Source organism: Oleomonas cavernae, assembly GCF_003590945.1.
In the GTDB taxonomy this organism is placed as follows: Bacteria; Pseudomonadota; Alphaproteobacteria; order Zavarziniales; family Zavarziniaceae; genus Zavarzinia; species Zavarzinia cavernae.
This window is the reverse complement of sequence record NZ_QYUK01000011.1, coordinates 2,711,393-2,727,512: the sequence shown is the minus strand read 5'-3', so window position 1 is coordinate 2,727,512 and position 16,120 is coordinate 2,711,393. Positions and strand designations below refer to the sequence as shown.

Genomic DNA, 16,120 nt, shown 5'->3' with positions numbered 1-16,120 from the left:
AGAATCGGTAAACGGGGGCGGGCTACTTTGGTCGCAGGCGCAGCAGCCACTTTCACCACAGCGGCACCGCTCGTCCCTGCACGCGACATTCCCGGCGATTGTCCCGGGACAAGCCCGAAGCCGCATTGCGGCGGCTGGCAAGGGACGCTAACGTTCTTGCAATGGGCAAGCAGCCTGGGGGTTGGAATTTGCGGATCGAAGCGGCGGCGGGGCGCACCCGTTACTGTTCCCGTTTACTATCGCAGCCGCTCGCGCGGCGCTTGAAAACGGGGGCCTGAGCGCATGGAATATCTGGTTCAGCAGCTCATCAACGGCATCACGCTCGGCTCCGTCTACGCCTTGATCGCCATCGGCTACACGATGGTCTACGGCATCATCGGCATGATCAACTTCGCCCATGGCGAGGTTTACATGGTCGGTGCCTTCGTCTCGATGATCGGGATCATCCTGATGGGCCTGATCGGCATCACCTGGGTGCCGCTGGCCCTGGCTGTCGTACTGCTGGCCGCCATGGCGATCACGGCCTTGTACGGCTGGTCGATCGAGCGCGTCGCCTACCGGCCGTTGCGCGGCTCGTTCCGGCTGGCGCCGCTGATCTCGGCGATCGGCGTTTCGATCTTCCTGCAGAACTATGTCCAGATCGCCCAGGGCGCGCGGCCCAAGCCGATCAAGCCGGTGATCCGCGGCGGTTTCGAGGTGATGACCAGCGCCGACGGCTTTACCGTCACCCTGTCCTACCTGCAGATCTTCATCGTCCTGCTGACCATCGCGCTGATGACCGGCTTTACCTATCTGATTACCAAGACCACCCTGGGGCGGGCCCAGCGGGCCTGCGAGCAGGATCGCACCATGGCCTCGCTGATCGGGGTCGATGTCGACCGCACCATTTCCATGACCTTCGTCATGGGGGCGTCGCTGGCCGCGGTCGCGGGCCTGATGGTGACCCTCTACTACGGCGTCATCGACTTCTACATCGGCTTCCTGGCCGGCATCAAAGCCTTCACCGCGGCGGTGCTGGGCGGCATCGGCTCGCTGCCGGGCGCGGTGCTGGGCGGCCTGCTGATCGGCCTGATCGAGGCGCTCTGGTCGGCCTACTTCTCGGTCGAATACAAGGATGTGGCGGCGTTCACGATCCTGGTCTTCGTGCTGATCTTCAGGCCCAGCGGCCTGCTCGGCCGGCCCGAGATCGAGAAGGTGTGATCATGACGGTTGCCGATCCCGCCATGACCGCCGCCGCCGCGCCCGCCACCCCCTTGCTTGCCGCGCTGAAGGACGCGGCCCTGGTTGCCCTTGTCGGCATGGCGCTGGCCGGCCCCATTGTCGGCCTGCAGACGGTGGACCAAGGGGGTGCCCTGACCCTGAACTTCCGCTTCTCGGATGTGGCGCTGGCCATCGTCCTGCTGTTCTTCGCCAGGCTGGGCCTGGCGCTGGGCGAACGGGGCATGACCGTGCCGTCGCTGGGCCTGGCGGCTGCCCTGCTGGTCGCCGGCTTCGTCGTGCCTTGGCCTGGCGAATTGCTGCGGGTGCTGGCCATCGCCGCCGGGGCGGCCCTGGCCCTGCGCGGGACGCTGGCCATCGTGCGCGCCCAGCGCGGTGCGGTGGTGGTTGCCGCGCGCGACGACGACGACCTGCGGGCCGCGCGCCTGCGCCGCCTGGTGAGCCGGGGCCTGGGCGCCGCCTTGCTGGTCGGCGCGGTGCTGCTGCCGATGATGCCCTTTGCCAACAGCTATATCCTCGACACCGCGATCCGCGTGCTCACCTACATGATGCTGGCCTGGGGCCTGAACATCGTGGTCGGGCTGGCCGGCCTGCTCGACCTGGGTTACGTCGCCTTCTACGCGGTCGGGGCCTATACCTATGCCATCCTGTCCAAGACCTATGGCTTCGACTTCTGGGAGGCGCTGCCGATCTCGGGCCTGCTGGCGGCCAGTTTCGGCGTCCTGCTGGGCTTCCCGGTGCTGCGCCTGCGCGGCGACTATCTGGCCATCGTGACACTCGGCTTTGGCGAGATCATCCGCATCGTGCTGCTGAACTGGTCCAGCTTTTCGGGCGGGCCCAACGGCATCGGCTCGATCCCGCGGCTGAATTTCTTCGGCTATCCCTTCTCCCGCAATGCGCCCGAGGGGGTAACAGCGTTCCATCAACTGTTCGGGCTGGAATTTTCGCCGTTGCACCGCTCGATCTTCTTCTTCTACCTGATCCTGGTGCTGGCCCTCGTGGTGAACCTCTTCACCATCCGCATCCGGCGCCTGCCGGTGGGCCGCGCCTGGGAAGCCCTGCGCGAGGACGAGATCGCCTGCCGGGCGTTAGGGATAAACCCGACCAATACCAAGCTGACCGCCTTTGCCATCGGCGCGATGTTCGCGGGCTTCGCCGGCGCGTTCTTCGCCACGACCCAGAGCTTCGTCTCGCCGGAAAGCTTCACCTTCACCGAATCCGCGATGATCCTGGCGATCGTGGTGCTGGGCGGCATGGGCAGCCAGTTGGGCGTCGCCCTGGCGGCCCTGCTGGTCATCGGCCTGACCGAGGCGTTCCGCGGCCTGGCCGAATACCGCATGCTGGTGTTCGGCTTAGGGATGGTGCTGATCATGGTCTGGCGGCCGCGCGGCCTGCTCTCCCACCGCGACCCGACCATCTTCCTGCACAAGCGGGGAGGGGCGCGGCCATGACCGGTGCGCCCCTGCTGCAGGTCGAACACCTGACCATGCGTTTCGGCGGCCTGGTTGCGATCAACGACGTGTCCTTCGCGGCCCAGTCGGGCCAGATCACCGCGGTGATCGGCCCCAACGGGGCGGGCAAGACCACGGTCTTCAACTGCCTGACCGGCTTCTACAAGCCCACCGTCGGCCGCCTCACCCTGACCCGGCCCGGCGGGCACAAGGCGCTGCTCTTGGAGCGGCTGGACGACTTCCGCATCACCCGCCACGCCGGTGTTGCGCGCACCTTCCAGAACATCCGCCTGTTCGCCGGCATGTCGGTGCTGGAAAACCTGCTGGTGGCCCAGCACAACCGCCTGATGCTGGCCAGCGGCTACAGCCTGCTGGGCCTGGTCGGCTGGCCCGGCTATGGCCATGCCGAGCGCGACGCGGTTGAGAAGGCGCGGTTCTGGCTGGACCGTACCCGGTTGCTCGCGCGGGCCGACGAACCGGCCGGCTCGCTGCCTTACGGCGATCAGCGCCGGCTGGAGATCGCCCGCGCCATGTGCACCGACCCGGCGCTGCTGTGCCTGGACGAGCCGGCGGCCGGCCTCAACCCGCGGGAGTCGGCGGAACTCAATGCCCTGCTGCTTTATATCCGCGACGAATCCAAGGCAGGGATCTTGCTGATCGAACACGACATGAGCGTGGTCATGGGCATTTCGGACCACATCGTCGTGCTGGACTACGGCCGCAAGATCGCCGAAGGCGACCCGGCCGAGATCCGCGCCAACCCGGACGTCATCCGCGCCTATCTGGGCGAGCCCGAGCCCGACGAGGTGGCGTCATGAGTGCCGTCCCGCCGATGCTGAAAATCGAGGGCCTGCGCGCGTCCTATGGCGCGATCGAGGCGCTGAAAGGGGTCGACGTCGAGATCTACGAGGGCGAGATCGTCACCTTGATCGGGGCCAACGGCGCCGGCAAGTCGACCCTGCTCATGTCGATGTGCGGCAAGCCCAAGCCCAGCGCCGGCCGCATCACCTTCGAAGGCCAGGACATCACCGGCCTGCCCACGCACCAGATCATGCGCCTAGGCATCGCGCAAAGCCCCGAGGGGCGTCGCATCTTCGCCCGCATGACCGTGCTGGAGAACCTGAAGATGGGCGCGGTGGTGACCGATCCGCGCTTCTTCGACGAAGACCTGGGCCGTGTCTACAAGATGTTCCCGCGCCTGGAGGAACGCCAGAACCAGCGCGGCGGCACGCTGTCGGGCGGCGAGCAGCAGATGCTGGCGATCGCCCGCGCCCTGATGAGCCGGCCGCGCCTGCTTCTCCTCGACGAGCCGTCGCTGGGCCTGGCGCCGTTGATCGTGCGCCAGATCTTCCAGGTGATCCGCGAGATCAACGCAACCCAGAGGGTCACGGTGTTCCTGGTCGAGCAGAATGCCTATCATGCCTTGAAGCTTGCCCACCGGGGCTACGTGCTGGCCAGCGGCAAGGTGCAACTGGGCGGGACATCCGCCGAATTGCTGGGCAACGAGGAAGTTCGCGCCGCCTATCTCGAGGGGGCCCACTGATGGAAGAGATCTTTGACACCACGCTGGGCCCCTTCATCGGCCTGACCCTGGGCCTGTTCGGCCTGTGCAGCTTCCTGGCCGGGCAGGGCGTGGCCGAGGGCTGGCGCCCCACCTGGATGGCGGTCGCGGCCGGTTTCGGCGTTGCGGTATTCGACCGCTTCCTGCACTGGGGCCTGTTCTCGGGTCATCTGTGGTCGTTGCAGGGCTATCTGCTCGACGGCCTGATCCTGTCGGGCTATGCCGTGCTGGGCCATCGGCTGACGCTGGCGGCCAAGATGGTTCGCCAGTATCCCTGGCTCTACGAGCCGGCGGGGCCGCTGGGCTGGCGCGATCGATCGCCTGAATGATCAGGCCTTGTCATGATTCGAGCATGCGCCCCGTTGCGTGCCCCGTGTTGTTGTGTCTAGGCTCTTGCCTCGCGGCGTGTCACTCGCCAGCCATGTCGGCCCGGGGGCGCGTCGGGGGAGAATATCGGAGGATCGCATGAAGCAGCTCAAAACCGGGCTCGCAGCCGTTGCCCTGTTCGCCAGCCTGACGGTGGCCGGTGCCGCCTATGCTGACATTACCATCGCGACCGCGGGTCCGATGACCGGCCAGTATGCAGCCTTCGGCGAGCAGATGAAGCGCGGTGCCGAACAGGCGGTTGCCGACATCAACGCCGCCGGCGGCGTCAATGGCCAAAAACTGAAGCTCGAAGTCGGCGACGACGCCTGCGACCCGAAGCAGGCCGTGGCGGTCGCCAACGACCTGGTGAACAAGGGCGTGGTCTTCGTGGCCGGCCATTTCTGCTCGTCCTCGTCGATCCCGGCCTCGGCCGTGTACAACGAGAACAACGTGCTGCAGATGTCGCCCGCCTCGACCAACCCGGCGCTGACCGACGAGGCCGCCGTCAAGGGCTGGACCAACATCTTCCGCACCTGCGGCCGTGACGATTACCAGGGCGCCACCGCGTCCAAGTACATCGTGACCAACTTCAAGGGCAAGAAGGTCGCCGTCCTGCACGACAAGTCGGCCTACGGCAAGGGCCTGGCGGACGAGACCAAGAAGGGCCTCGAAGCACTGGGCGCCCCGCCGGCCGTCTACGAAGCCTATACCCAGGGCGACAAGGACTTCTCGGCCCTGGTTTCCAAGCTGAAGGCCGCGGGCGTCGAAGTCGTCTACATCGGCGGCTACCACACCGAGGCGGGCCTGATCATCCGCCAGTCGGCCGAACAGGGCCTGAAGGCGACCTTCATCTCGGGCGATGCGCAGAACACTGCCGAGTTCTGGTCGATCGCCGGCGAGGCAGGCGAGGGCTTCCTCTTCACCTTCGCACCCGACCCGCGCAACAAGGACACCGCCAAGGACGTGGTGGCCAAGTTCAAGGCGGCCGGCTACGACCCTGAAGGTTACACCCTCTACACCTACGCGGCGATCCAGGTCTTCGCCGGTGCCGTGAAGGCTTCGGGCGGCGTCGACACCAAGAAAGTGTCGGAATACATCCGCGCGAACACCTTCCCGACCGTCCTCGGCACCCTGGGCTTCGATGCCAAGGGCGACGTCAAGGATCCGGAATACGTCATGTACATCTGGTCCAAGGGCGCCTACGCCGAGAAGCCGTAAGCGGCCTCTCGACAGCTGAATGCAAGGCCCGGCGGGAAACCGCCGGGCCTTTTGTTTGGCAATAGGGCAGAAGCCGGCGGGTTGGGGCCAGTCGCGGTTGCGTCGAATCGGGGGGCTGACTAGCGTGCCGGAAGTATTCTCCTCGCAGGAGCACGGGTAATGCGGAAGCTGGTGCTGGTTCTTGTTGCCGTGCTCGTGCTGGCCGCCGTGGCGGCGTGGTTCTGGACCCAGAGCGTGATGCGCCAGGCGGCACCGGGCAATACCGCCGGCGCCGGCACGGCCGCCACCACCCCGCCCGCCGCCGACTTGCCCCCTCTCGTCATCGGCCTGGCGGGGCCCTTTACCGGGCCGCAGGCAGCGTTCGGCCAGCAGATGCAGATCGGTGCCCGCTTCGCGGTCGAGGTGATCAATACCAACGGCGGTGTCGAGGGGCGCAAGGTCACCCTGATCGAGAAGGACGACGGCTGCGATCCCGACCGGGCGCGCGCCGCGGCGGCCGACCTGGTGGCCGAGAAGGTCGTGGCCGTGATCGGCCATTTCTGCTCGGCGGCCAGCCAGGCGGCCTATGCCATCTATGCCCCGGCCCAGGTGGTGATGGTGACGCCGGGTTCGACCGATCCGCGCCTGACCGACGGCGCGGCCGGCCAGGGAACCGGCATCTTCCGCAGCGTCTGGCGCGACGACTACCAGGGCCTGATCGCCGCCGCCCTGATCAAGCAGACCCTGCCCGGCAAGAAATTCGGCGTGGTCCGCGACGGCACCCTCTATGGCCAGCAGTTGAGCCTTCTGTTCAAGGCCGGCCTGGCCAAGCTCGAACTGGGCGACGCGGCGGCCGACCTGGTGCTGGGGCCGGCCCTGTCGCCCAAGCAGGCCGCCGCCAAGGCGCGCAGCGCCGGCCTGGGTGTGGTCTTCGTGGCGGCCGAGCCGGCGACGGCGGGCAGCTTCGTCAAGGCCCTGCGCGAGGCGGGCGTGACCGCGACCATCCTAGGCCCGGACGCCCTGGCCAGCCCCGACTATGCCAAGGCGGCTGGCGCCGCTGCCGATGGCACCATCATCACCTTTGCCCGCAACCCGCTGGACTATCCCACCGCCGCCAAGGCGATCGAGCGGCTGACCCAGGCCGGTCACGACCCTTCGGGTTATGTCCTGACCACCTTTGCGGCGGCGCAGGTGCTCTCGGCCGCCCTGGGCCCGCTGCTGAAGCCGGATCCGGCCGCGGCGATCGACGGTGCCGGCCTGGCGACGACGATCCATTCCCACAGCTTCCCCACCGTCATCGGCGATGTCGCCTTCGATGCCAAGGGCGACCTGACCAAGCCGGGCGTGGTCTACTATGTCTGGAAGGGCGGCAAGCTCACGGCGATGTAGCCGCCCCGTCGCCGACCGCGTCGGCAACGCTAGCAAAGCCGTCGCGCTCCAGGCAGGCGGCCAGTTCCTGCTTGATCGCGGCGACCACCGGCGGGCCGCGGAAGACCAGCGCGGTATAGAGCTGGAGCAGGTTGGCCCCGGCCCTGATCTTGGCATAGGCATCCGCGCCGCTGAACACCCCGCCGACCCCGACCAGGACGGGGCCGGGCCGACGCTGCGGCGCACGGCGGCAAGCAGGGCGGTCGAGGCCTCGAAGATCGGCCGGCCGGACAAGCCGCCGCGTTCCGCCTTCTTGGGCGACGTCAGGCTGTCGGGCCGGGCGGCGCTGGTATTGGCGATCACCAGGCCCGCCAGCCCGTGGCGGACGGTGACCTCGGCGATTGCCAGGGCCTCGGCCTGTGACAGGTCCGAGGCGAGCTTGACCAGCATCGGCGTGCGCAGGCTGCCGCGCGCCTCGAGCAGGCGCCGCAGCAGATCGTCCAGCCGCGCCGGATCCTGGAACAGCCTGCCGTTCCTGGTGTTGGGACACGAGACGTCGATCGTCAAATAATCCGCGATGGGGGCGAAGGTGTGGACCAGGCGAACGAAATCCTCGGCCGGCGCCTCCGACTCGGTATTGCTGGCCAGGTTCACCCCCAGGGGCAAGCCCGGCCGGCGCCGCGCCCGCACGCGCGCGGCAATCGCCGCTTCGCCGTCATTGTTGAAGCCCATGCGGTTGATCGCCGCCAGGTCGTCATCCAGGCGAAACAGTCTGGGGCGAGGATTGCCCGCCTGCGGCCTGGGGGTGACGCCGCCCATTTCGGCAAAACCGAATCCCAGGCGAGACACGCGGTCCGCTGCCAGGGCATTCTTGTCGAAGCCGGCGGCCAGGCCGACCGGATTCGCGAAGGCGATGCCCATCGCGGTGACGCGAAGACGAGCCGGGTCGGCACGCCCGCAAGGCGGCAGCAAGCCCCGGCGCAAGGCCCCCAGGGCCAGGCCGTGGGCGGTTTCGGGATCGAGGTGCCTGAGTATCGGCCAAGCCAGGCGATACCAACCCAACGGGGCGGAAGAGGTGTTGCGCATGATGAGGGGACGCTAGCGGAATGCGGTTCCGCGTGAAAGCCTTGGCGGCCACCGGCCGCCGCAGGGGTGGTGTGCTGGCGTTGCTGGTTGCCGCGCTTGCGCTCGCCGTGGCCCCCGCCCGGGCCGACGTCCCCTATAAGCTCGACCTGAGCGGCCTGCCCGACGACACGACAAAGTCCCTGTTCGGCGAAACCAGCGAGTTGATCACCTTGGGCGACAAGCCGCCGCCCAGCGTCACCGCCCTGCGGGCCCGGGTTCGCGGCGATGTCGAGCGGATCCGGCAGATTCTCAACGCCTACGGCTATTACGATGCCGCGGTCGATGTCGAACTGGGCGAGGAGCAGGCCCCGGTGCCGGTGAAGATCCGGGTCGAGGCGGGCAGCCGCTACGAGGTCGGCGCCGTCACCCTGACCGATCCCGGCGGCGTGCCGCTGGGCCCCGCCCTGTCGCCCAATACCCTTTTTATGGCGCTGAAGCCGGGCCAGCCCTACACCGCCCAGGCGGTGCTCGATACCGAGGGGACGATCCTCGCCGACCTGGGCCGCCGCGGCCGTCCCTTTGCCAAGGTGGCCCGGCGCGACGCCGTGCTGGACCGGGCGGCGCGCGTGGTGAACGTCACCTGGGCGATCGACTACGGTCCGCTGGTGACCTATGGCCCGGTGCGGTTCGAGGGGCTGGAGCGGCTGAAGGACAAGCCGGCGCGGATGCTGGTCACCTGGAAGGAAGGCGACACGGTCAACATGGACGAGGTCGAGGAGACCCGCCGCGCCTTCGTCGAGACCGGCCTGTTCCGCACCGTCACGATCGATCTCGACCGCCCGGCGGCGGACGGCGCCGCGCCGATCTCGATCAAGTTGGAGGAAGGCAAGCCGCGGACCATCGGCGGCGGCCTGCGCTATTCGACCAGCGAGGGCGCCGGCGTGCGCGTGTTCTGGGAACACCGCAACCTGCTGGGCGGACGCGAGTCGCTGCGGGTGACGGGCGATTTCGCCCAGAACGGCTACAGCCTGGAAGCCAAGGCGCGCAAGCCCGACTTCGAATGGCACGGCGTCGACCTCGTCGCCCAGGTCAAGGCGCTGTCGCAGCAGCTCGACGCCTACGACATCGACTCCCTGCTGATCGGCGGCGGCCTCGAATGGCGCTATTCGCCGCAATGGTTCTTCTCGGGCGGCCTGACCTTCGAGCAGAGCCATATCGTCGATACCGGCGGCACCGAGGATTACTCGCTGGTCGGCATTCCCATGGTTGCCCGCCAGGATACTTCCAACAATGCCCTGGACCCGACGCGGGGCCATCGCCTGACCTTTTCGGTGACGCCCTATTACGACGTGGCCGGCACTGCCGGTACCTTCGTCATCAGCCGGGCGACGGCCTCGGTCTACCTGCCGTTGGACCGGGAGGAAGACTATGTGCTGGCCCTGCGCGGCTCGGTCGGGGCGACCTTCGGCGGCGCGACCCTGTCCTTGCCGGCGGACAAGCGCTTCTATGCCGGCGGCGGCGATTCCATTCGCGGCTTCGGCTATCAGGTCGCCGGGCCGCTGGGCGACGACGGCAAGGCGACGGGCGGCAAGTCGATCTTCACCGGCGGGATCGAGATGCGCTGGCGCGTGACGCCCGAGATCGGCATCGTCCCGTTCTTCGATTTCGGCAGCGTCTACGAAGAATCGACGCCCGACTTCGGTGCCGACCTGTTCGGCGGCGCCGGCCTCGGCCTGCGCTATCTCTCGCCGATCGGGCCGCTGCGCCTGGACGTCGCGACCCCGGTCATCGGCCAGCGCGACAGCGACGATATCGTGCAGATCTATATCTCGATCGGCCAGGCGTTCTAGGGCGAGGAGAGACATCATGTATCCCATCCTGCGCCGCACCCTGAAATGGCTGGGCATCACGCTGGGGGGCGTGCTGGCCCTGCTGCTCGCCCTGATCGGCGCCCTGCAGATTCCCGCACTGCAGCGCGCCCTGGGTGACTATGTCTCGGCGGCGATCTCCTCGCCCGACATGACCATCAAGCTGGACGGCCTGGCTGGCGGCCTGCCCTTCGGGCCGCGCCTGGCCAAGGTGGAACTGGGCGACGCGCAAGGGATCTGGCTGACCGTCGACGACGCCGTGGTGTCGCTCGACCCCTGGGCCCTGCTGGGCGGCCGCATTCATGTCGAACGGGTGGAAGCCCGGCGCATCGCCCTCGACCGCCTGCCAGCCCCGTCGACCGTGCCGGCGCCCGAACCGCCGGCCGATGAAGCCGGCTTCACCATGCCGCAACTGCCCAAGGGCCTGGCCCTCGACCGCCTGGCGGTGCCCGAGATCATTCTGGGCCCGGCCCTGGCGGGCGAGGCGACCCGGTTTGCCCTGAGCGGCCATATCGGGGTCGAGGGCGACGGCACGGCGGGCGTTGTCCTGGCCCTGGCGCCCATCGACGGCGCGGTCTCGACCAGGCTGGACATCGATGCCCGTCATCGCCCGCAGGACGATCACCTGACCCTGTCGCTGCTGCTGGACGATCCGGCGGGCGGGCCGATTTCGCGCCTGGCCGGGCTGCCGGCCGACCGGCCCATCCACGTCCGCCTCGCGGGCGAAGGCCCCTTGTCGGGCTTTGCCGCCGACCTGGAAGCGGCCGCGGCCGGCGCCGGCCTCAACGGACGCCTCACCCTGGGCCGGGCAGCCGACGGCGCGATCACCCTGGCGCTGACGGCCAAGGCCGATCCTGGCCCGTTCCTGCCGCCCGATCTGGCGCCGCTGGCGGTCGACGGCATCAGCCTGGACCTTGCCGGTGGGATGGCCGGCGAGGTCATCGACCTGCGGCACCTCAATATCGGCGCCAAGGGGTTGAGCCTTGCCCTCAAGGGTCAGTTGGCAGGCGGCAGCGCCGCGACGATCGATGCCACGGTCACCATCGATCCCGCCCTGGACCTGGCGGCCCTGGCGCAGGTACCGCCCGCGTTCCGGCCCGGCCGTGTGATGCTGGTCGGCACAGCCGACCTCGCCGCCGGCAGTGCCACCTTCGGCCGGATCGAGGTGGTGGCGCCCGGCGTTACCCTCAAGGGCACGGCGGCACTGGCCGACGGCTTTACCACCATAGTCGCCGCGATCGACGGTTCGGTGCCCGACCTTTCGCTGCTGCCGCAGGCCGGGCTTGCCGGCGCCGGGCAACTGGCGGTGAAGGTCGATGGGCCGATTACGCCGCTGGACCTGGCCTTCGACCTGACCGTGACCGGCGAGAACATCGCGGGTGACGCCCAACTGCCGCACCTGCTGGGGCCGGTGCCGCGCGTGGCACTGGCCGGCCGTTACAGCGACACCGGCCCGGTGGTGCTCGATCGTCTCTCGGTGGTGACGGCGGCGGCCACGGTCGACGGCAAGGCCGAGTTCGATCTGCTCAGCGGTGCCATCGAGGCGGTGTTGAGCGTCAAGGCCGATGACCTGGCCCGGCTGGGCGTCGCCGGCCTGTCGGGCAGCATCGTGCTCGACGGGACGATCGGCGGGACGGCGACGATCCCCGTGATCGACGTCAAGCTGAACGGGACGGGGGTGGCGGCCGGCGGCACCGCCTTCGGCGATCCGCAACTGGTGCTGGTGGCAAGTCCCAACCCGGCCGGGGCCTCCACCGGTCGCCTGGACCTGACCACCGGCGGCGCCTATCCGACCAGGCTGGGGACCGACCTCGCCTTCGACGGCAAGAAGCTGACCTTGTCCAACCTGCTGGCCGAGGTGCTGGGCGCCAAGCTTGCCGGCGATCTCGCCTATGGCCTGGAGGACGGCTTGGCCACGGGGGCGATCAAGCTGACCGCGGCCGACCTGCGCAGCCTGTCCGCCGTGGCCGGGCAAGCGCTGGCCGGCCGCCTGGCGGTCGACCTGGCGATTGCGCCGCGCAATGGCGGGCAGGGGGCCGATGTGACGCTGGCGGGGAGCGGCATCGCCGCCGCCGGTGTCACGGTGGCCCAGTTGGGCGCCAAGGCGACGCTCGACGATCTGCTGGGGGCGGGCAAGGGCAGGGCCACGGTCGAGGTCGGCAACCTCGTCAGCGGCACGACGGTGGTCGATACGCTGTCGCTCAAGGCGGATCTGGCCAGCTTCAACGATGTCGCCTTCGACATCGCCACGGCGGGCAAGCTGCCGGCCGAGATGCGCCTGGGCCTCGAGGGGCGCTACCAGGGGGGCGACGCGGCAAGGGTTACCCTGGCCAGCCTGGACGGTGCCGTGGGCACCACGCCGCTGCGCCTGGAGAAGCCGCTGGAGGTTTCGCTCAGCGCGGCCACGCGCCTCAAGGGCCTGGCCCTTGCCTTCGGCCAGGCGCGGATAACCGGGGACGTGGCCCTGGGGGCCGCCGCCAGTGGCACGATCAAGGTTGCGGGCTTCAATTTCGCTGATCTCGAGCCCCTGGCCGGCGAGGCCGATTTGCCCACCGGCACGGCCGACATCGACCTGACCATCAAGGGCAACACCGGTGCCCTGATCCTGGCCGCGCGCAAGATCAAGCCGCCGCCCTCCGTCGGCCTCGATATCGCGGCCGCCGATGTGCCCGAAATCGACGTCGACGCCAAGATCGACTGGTCGGGCAACACCGCGCGGCTGGACGTGAAGACCAGCGGCGCGATAGGGGCCACGCTGGTTGTTACCGGCAGCGTGCCGGTGCGGGTCGACGGCGGCATTCCCCTGCCGGCGGAAAAGGGCGAAATGAACGTCGTGGCCAAGGTCGATGCCGACCTGCGGCGGCTGGCGCCGATCCTGCCGATCGGCGAGAACCAGATCCGCGGCAAGCTGGCCTTGGACCTGACCGTCAGCGGCCCGCTCGGCGCCCCGCGCCCGTCCGGCCGCCTGACCTTGGACCAGGGTCTGGTGGTGCACAGCGTCTCGGGCCTGGAACTGCGCAACCTGACCCTTGCCGTCGCTTTCACCAATGACCGCATGACCATCGAGACCTTGAGCGGCGACGACGGCTCGGGCGGCAAGCTGAGCGGTTCGGGCGCGGGCAGCCGGCTGGCCGACGGCGACTTCGCCTTGAACGGTGCCATCAAGGCGCAGGGCTTCCGCTTCACGCGCCTGGATCTTGCCACCACCAGGGGCGACCTGGATGTCGCCCTGGGCGGCACCTTGACGGCGCCCGAGATCAAGGGCGACGTCATCATCCGCAGCGGCGATATCGAGATCGCCTCGAAGATTCCGCCCTCGGTGCCGGTGGTCGAGGTGCGCGATCCGGCCAAGGCCGCGGCCGACGAGCCGAAGGCGTTGAGCCCGACCGCGCAGGAGGGCGAGGCAGCACCCCCCAAGATCGGCCGGATCGAGCTGACGGTCACGGCGCCGGGCCAGTTCTTCGTGCGCGGCCGCGGCCTGGACAGCGAATGGCGCGGAACCCTCAAGGTCCAGGGGCCGATCACCAAGCCTGATGTGCGCGGCGGTTTCGAGGTCGTCCGCGGCACCTATGCCCTGGCCGGCCGCAGCTTCAAGATTTCCGAAGGGTCCCTGACCTTCCCCTCCGGTCTTTCCGCTCCGCCGCAACTGAAGGTCATCTCCTCGGCGCCTGCCGACGACGTCGAGGCGACCATCACCATCAGCGGCCCGGTGACGGCCCTGAAGATCGAGTTGTCGTCCGATCCTGCCCTGCCCAATGACGAGGTGCTCAGCCGCGTCCTGTTCGGCCGTTCGGTCTCCAACCTGTCGGCCAGCCAGGCGGTGCGCCTGGGCCAGACGGCGCTGGAACTCTCGGGCAAGGGCGGCGGCGGCGTGCTGGGCGGCGCCCGCGATGCCTTGGGGCTGGACCGGTTGGATGTCGGCTCCAGCGACACGGAATCAAGCGGCTCGGGCGGCGGCAGTGCCCTGTCGGGCAGTACCTTGTCGGCCGGGCGCTATGTCGCCGAGGGTGTCTACCTGGGCTTCTCGCAGGGCCTGACGCCGGATTCGGGCTCGGTCAATATCGAGGTCGAGGTCTATCCGCGCGTCACGGTCGAAGGCAATATCGGCCAGGCGAACAACACCGGCGTCGGCCTCAACTACAAATTCGACTACTAGGGCCGTCCCGGCCCGCCCGACTCGGGAAGGTGCGCCTCGTAACGGATCGGCGCGCCGTGCGGCGTCGCCTCCGCCGCCCGCTTCCAGGCTTCGGCGACGGTCTTGAGCGTGGCGGCGTCCGCCATGCCATGGCGGGCTATCAGCCGCTCCAGGGCCTCCAGCCAGCAGAGATAATAGGCCCGGGCAGAGGCCTCGGTCCACGCTCCGGCCATGGGCGCATCGGTGGTTGCAAGCGCTGCCGCGAAGACTTCGGTCCATTCGTTCCACGCGAACAGTCCGGCTTGGTTGAGGCTCACCGTGAGCGCGAACGCTTTGGCCTGCCAGGGCTCGAAGAAGGCCTGCCTGTCCGCGTCGACGGGAAGACTAGGCACCGCCTTGGCCGGAGGGGTGGGGACGCTCTGCTCAGACGGGCTCAAGATAGGGCTCCCAGGCGTCGACGGAGACGGTATCCGACGCCACAGCGTCATCGCCCCATAAAGTGCCGGCGTCGAAAACGACGGTGTAGAGCCAATGGGCGACGGTCTTGTCGCCCGCTGCGCTGGCATCGGCGAACACGTGATAGCCCCGCACCGCTTCGATGCAACCGACCTTGCCCCGCACATAGGCGGGAAGGCGGGTATGGCTGTGGGGCTGCAGGTTCCGGGTGCGGACCGCATCGCCCGGGGCGAAGCGGGGCATGACCGGGCCGGGATCGCGGCCCACCGGCGCGCCTCGGGCGAGGACGGCGGCCACATCTCCGGCCCTCAGCACGCGCTTGGGGAGCACGGTTTCGAAGCGCGCCCGGCCCTCCGCCAACTCTTCGGGCAGGACCAGCCCGTGCTCCACGAGCAGGTGTTCGAGGGCAAGGATCCAGAGCTTGTAGTAGCTCGCGGTGTAATATTCGGCCGGCGACCTGTTCTCGCGCACCCAGCGGCTCTGATCGATGCTCCAGTGGCCCATGGCGCCGGCGGCCAAGGTCACCGCCAAGGCGCGCTTCTCCCAGGGAGCATGAAAGAGCGGCTCGTCCGCTTCCGGCGCAACGGGCCCGAAGCCGTGACGCCCGCCGATGTCCTGCGGGCCGTTCATGGCGGCGGCGCCTTCAGCGCGGCGGGAGACAGGGCAAGCTCGGTCCCGATCATGGAATTGCGGGTGACCAGCGGCACCAGCGCCTCCATGTCCCATCCCTCGGCACCTTCCGGGCGCCGGGGCACCACGAGATAGCGCATCTCCGAGGTGGAATCCCACACCCGGAGCTTGGTGCTCTTGGGCAGATGAAGGCCGAACTCCGCCAGGATCCCACGCGGGTCGCTCACCGCACGGGCCCGATAGGCATGGGACTTGTACCAGACTGGCGGCAGTCCCAACACGCTCCAGGGATAGCAGGAACAAAGGGTGCAGACGACGAGATGATGCACCTCATCGGTATTGAAGACCGCATGCAGGTGCTCACCCTGCCGGCCCGTATAGCCCATGGAGCCGATAGCCGCGGTCCCATCGCGGGCCAGCCATTCGGCGAAGGCAGGGTCGATCCAGGCCCGGGCCACGACCCGCGCGCCGTTGCGCGGGCCCACCTTGGTCTCGTAGGTGTCGATGATGGCGTCGAGGGCGGCGGGATCGATCAGGCCCTTCTCGGCCAGCACCGTCTCCAGCGCCATCACCCGCGCGGTCATGTCGTCCAGATGGCTGCCGGCGCCGTGATCGTGGTCATGATCATGTGACATGGTGGGATCGGTCTCCTTCACTTGCCCGACGCCTTGGGATGCCTGGCACCACCTCGTCGAATGCGGCTTCAGCGGTTCCGACATGTCTCAAGCCGCTTCGACAAGACCGGGTAACTACCTCGCCATCACCCGCCCCCGGGTTGGACAACTGTCCGCAGGACCATGGCCGG

13 protein-coding genes and 1 pseudogene are annotated in these 16,120 nt (G+C 68.6%); 9 read left to right on the top strand and 5 right to left on the bottom strand.

The window, feature by feature from the left end; translation table 11 throughout:
• Positions 1-282: 282 nt before the first annotated feature.
• The 7 genes from D3874_RS16885 (at position 283) to D3874_RS16855 (ending at position 7,182) form a co-directional block, all read left to right on the top strand.
• On the top strand, positions 283-1,200 hold the full coding sequence (locus tag D3874_RS16885) for an ABC transporter permease subunit (protein ID WP_119779116.1): 918 nt from the start codon (positions 283-285) through the stop codon (positions 1,198-1,200).
• Positions 1,201-1,202: 2 nt separating this feature from the next.
• Positions 1,203-2,669 carry a high-affinity branched-chain amino acid ABC transporter permease LivM gene (gene livM, locus D3874_RS16880; RefSeq protein WP_119779115.1) on the top strand — a complete coding sequence of 489 codons (1,467 nt, stop codon included), beginning with the start codon at positions 1,203-1,205 and terminating at the stop codon, positions 2,667-2,669.
• Positions 2,666-3,487: an ABC transporter ATP-binding protein gene (locus D3874_RS16875; protein WP_119779114.1), complete on the top strand. Its 822-nt coding sequence runs from the start codon at positions 2,666-2,668 to the stop codon at positions 3,485-3,487. The genes livM and D3874_RS16875 overlap by 4 nt, the downstream gene beginning before the upstream one ends.
• Positions 3,484-4,212 (top strand): ABC transporter ATP-binding protein, encoded by a 729-nt coding sequence (locus D3874_RS16870; protein WP_456306420.1) that lies wholly within the window; start codon positions 3,484-3,486, stop codon positions 4,210-4,212. The genes D3874_RS16875 and D3874_RS16870 overlap by 4 nt, the downstream gene beginning before the upstream one ends.
• Positions 4,212-4,559, top strand: a complete 348-nt coding sequence (locus D3874_RS16865; protein ID WP_119779113.1) for a DUF6867 family protein — start codon at positions 4,212-4,214, stop codon at positions 4,557-4,559. The genes D3874_RS16870 and D3874_RS16865 overlap by 1 nt, the downstream gene beginning before the upstream one ends.
• Positions 4,560-4,695: 136 nt before the next feature.
• Positions 4,696-5,814 carry a branched-chain amino acid ABC transporter substrate-binding protein gene (locus tag D3874_RS16860; RefSeq protein ID WP_119779112.1) on the top strand — a complete coding sequence of 373 codons (1,119 nt, stop codon included), beginning with the start codon at positions 4,696-4,698 and terminating at the stop codon, positions 5,812-5,814.
• 159 nt (positions 5,815-5,973) lie between these two features.
• Positions 5,974-7,182 (top strand): branched-chain amino acid ABC transporter substrate-binding protein, encoded by a 1,209-nt coding sequence (locus D3874_RS16855; protein WP_119779111.1) that lies wholly within the window; start codon positions 5,974-5,976, stop codon positions 7,180-7,182.
• Here the strand turns inward: D3874_RS16855 and D3874_RS31640 are convergent.
• Both D3874_RS31640 and pyrD read right to left on the bottom strand, forming a co-directional pair.
• The gene (locus D3874_RS31640; protein ID WP_338016728.1) at positions 7,169-7,360 is read right to left on the bottom strand and encodes a hypothetical protein; all 192 of its coding nucleotides are present in this window, start codon (positions 7,358-7,360) and stop codon (positions 7,169-7,171) included. The genes D3874_RS16855 and D3874_RS31640 overlap by 14 nt on opposite strands.
• An 89-nt stretch (positions 7,361-7,449) precedes the next feature.
• Positions 7,450-8,247, bottom strand: a pseudogene (gene pyrD, locus D3874_RS16850) (dihydroorotate dehydrogenase (quinone)); the annotation flags it as partial.
• Between the two features lie 32 nt (positions 8,248-8,279).
• Here pyrD and D3874_RS16845 point away from each other — a divergent pair.
• A complete protein-coding gene (locus D3874_RS16845) occupies positions 8,280-10,076 on the top strand; it encodes an autotransporter assembly complex protein TamA (RefSeq protein ID WP_158596075.1) in 1,797 nt (598 codons plus the stop codon).
• A 16-nt stretch (positions 10,077-10,092) separates the two neighbouring features.
• Complete coding sequence (locus tag D3874_RS16840; RefSeq protein ID WP_119779109.1) at positions 10,093-14,250, top strand: translocation/assembly module TamB domain-containing protein; 4,158 nt, start codon at positions 10,093-10,095, stop codon at positions 14,248-14,250.
• Here D3874_RS16840 and D3874_RS16835 read toward each other — a convergent pair.
• Genes D3874_RS16835 through nthA form a run of 3 tightly spaced genes read right to left on the bottom strand, consistent with a single transcriptional unit; the run spans position 14,247 to position 15,950 of the window.
• Positions 14,247-14,666 carry a nitrile hydratase accessory protein gene (locus tag D3874_RS16835; protein WP_199699105.1) on the bottom strand — a complete coding sequence of 140 codons (420 nt, stop codon included), beginning with the start codon at positions 14,664-14,666 and terminating at the stop codon, positions 14,247-14,249. The two genes, D3874_RS16840 and D3874_RS16835, sit on opposite strands and share 4 nt — an antisense overlap.
• Positions 14,653-15,315: a nitrile hydratase subunit beta gene (gene nthB / locus D3874_RS16830; RefSeq protein WP_119779107.1), complete on the bottom strand. Its 663-nt coding sequence runs from the start codon at positions 15,313-15,315 to the stop codon at positions 14,653-14,655. Before nthB ends, D3874_RS16835 begins: the two co-directional genes overlap by 14 nt.
• Positions 15,312-15,950: a nitrile hydratase subunit alpha gene (nthA, locus tag D3874_RS16825; protein WP_119782334.1), complete on the bottom strand. Its 639-nt coding sequence runs from the start codon at positions 15,948-15,950 to the stop codon at positions 15,312-15,314. The genes nthB and nthA overlap by 4 nt, the downstream gene beginning before the upstream one ends.
• Positions 15,951-16,120 lie beyond the last annotated feature (170 nt).

What these genes read in the sequence shown, in the direction of transcription:
- nthA (WP_119782334.1), bottom strand. Translation starts at nt 15,950, where the DNA reads ATGTCACATGATCATGACCACGATCACGGCGCCGGCAGCCATCTGGAC.
- D3874_RS16855 (WP_119779111.1), top strand. Translation starts at nt 5,974, where the DNA reads ATGCGGAAGCTGGTGCTGGTTCTTGTTGCCGTGCTCGTGCTGGCCGCC.
- D3874_RS16865 (WP_119779113.1), top strand. Translation starts at nt 4,212, where the DNA reads ATGGAAGAGATCTTTGACACCACGCTGGGCCCCTTCATCGGCCTGACC.
- nthB (WP_119779107.1), bottom strand. Translation starts at nt 15,315, where the DNA reads ATGAACGGCCCGCAGGACATCGGCGGGCGTCACGGCTTCGGGCCCGTT.
- D3874_RS16840 (WP_119779109.1), top strand. Translation starts at nt 10,093, where the DNA reads ATGTATCCCATCCTGCGCCGCACCCTGAAATGGCTGGGCATCACGCTG.
- D3874_RS16870 (WP_456306420.1), top strand. Translation starts at nt 3,484, where the DNA reads ATGAGTGCCGTCCCGCCGATGCTGAAAATCGAGGGCCTGCGCGCGTCC.
- D3874_RS16875 (WP_119779114.1), top strand. Translation starts at nt 2,666, where the DNA reads ATGACCGGTGCGCCCCTGCTGCAGGTCGAACACCTGACCATGCGTTTC.
- D3874_RS16860 (WP_119779112.1), top strand. Translation starts at nt 4,696, where the DNA reads ATGAAGCAGCTCAAAACCGGGCTCGCAGCCGTTGCCCTGTTCGCCAGC.
- livM (WP_119779115.1), top strand. Translation starts at nt 1,203, where the DNA reads ATGACGGTTGCCGATCCCGCCATGACCGCCGCCGCCGCGCCCGCCACC.
- D3874_RS16885 (WP_119779116.1), top strand. Translation starts at nt 283, where the DNA reads ATGGAATATCTGGTTCAGCAGCTCATCAACGGCATCACGCTCGGCTCC.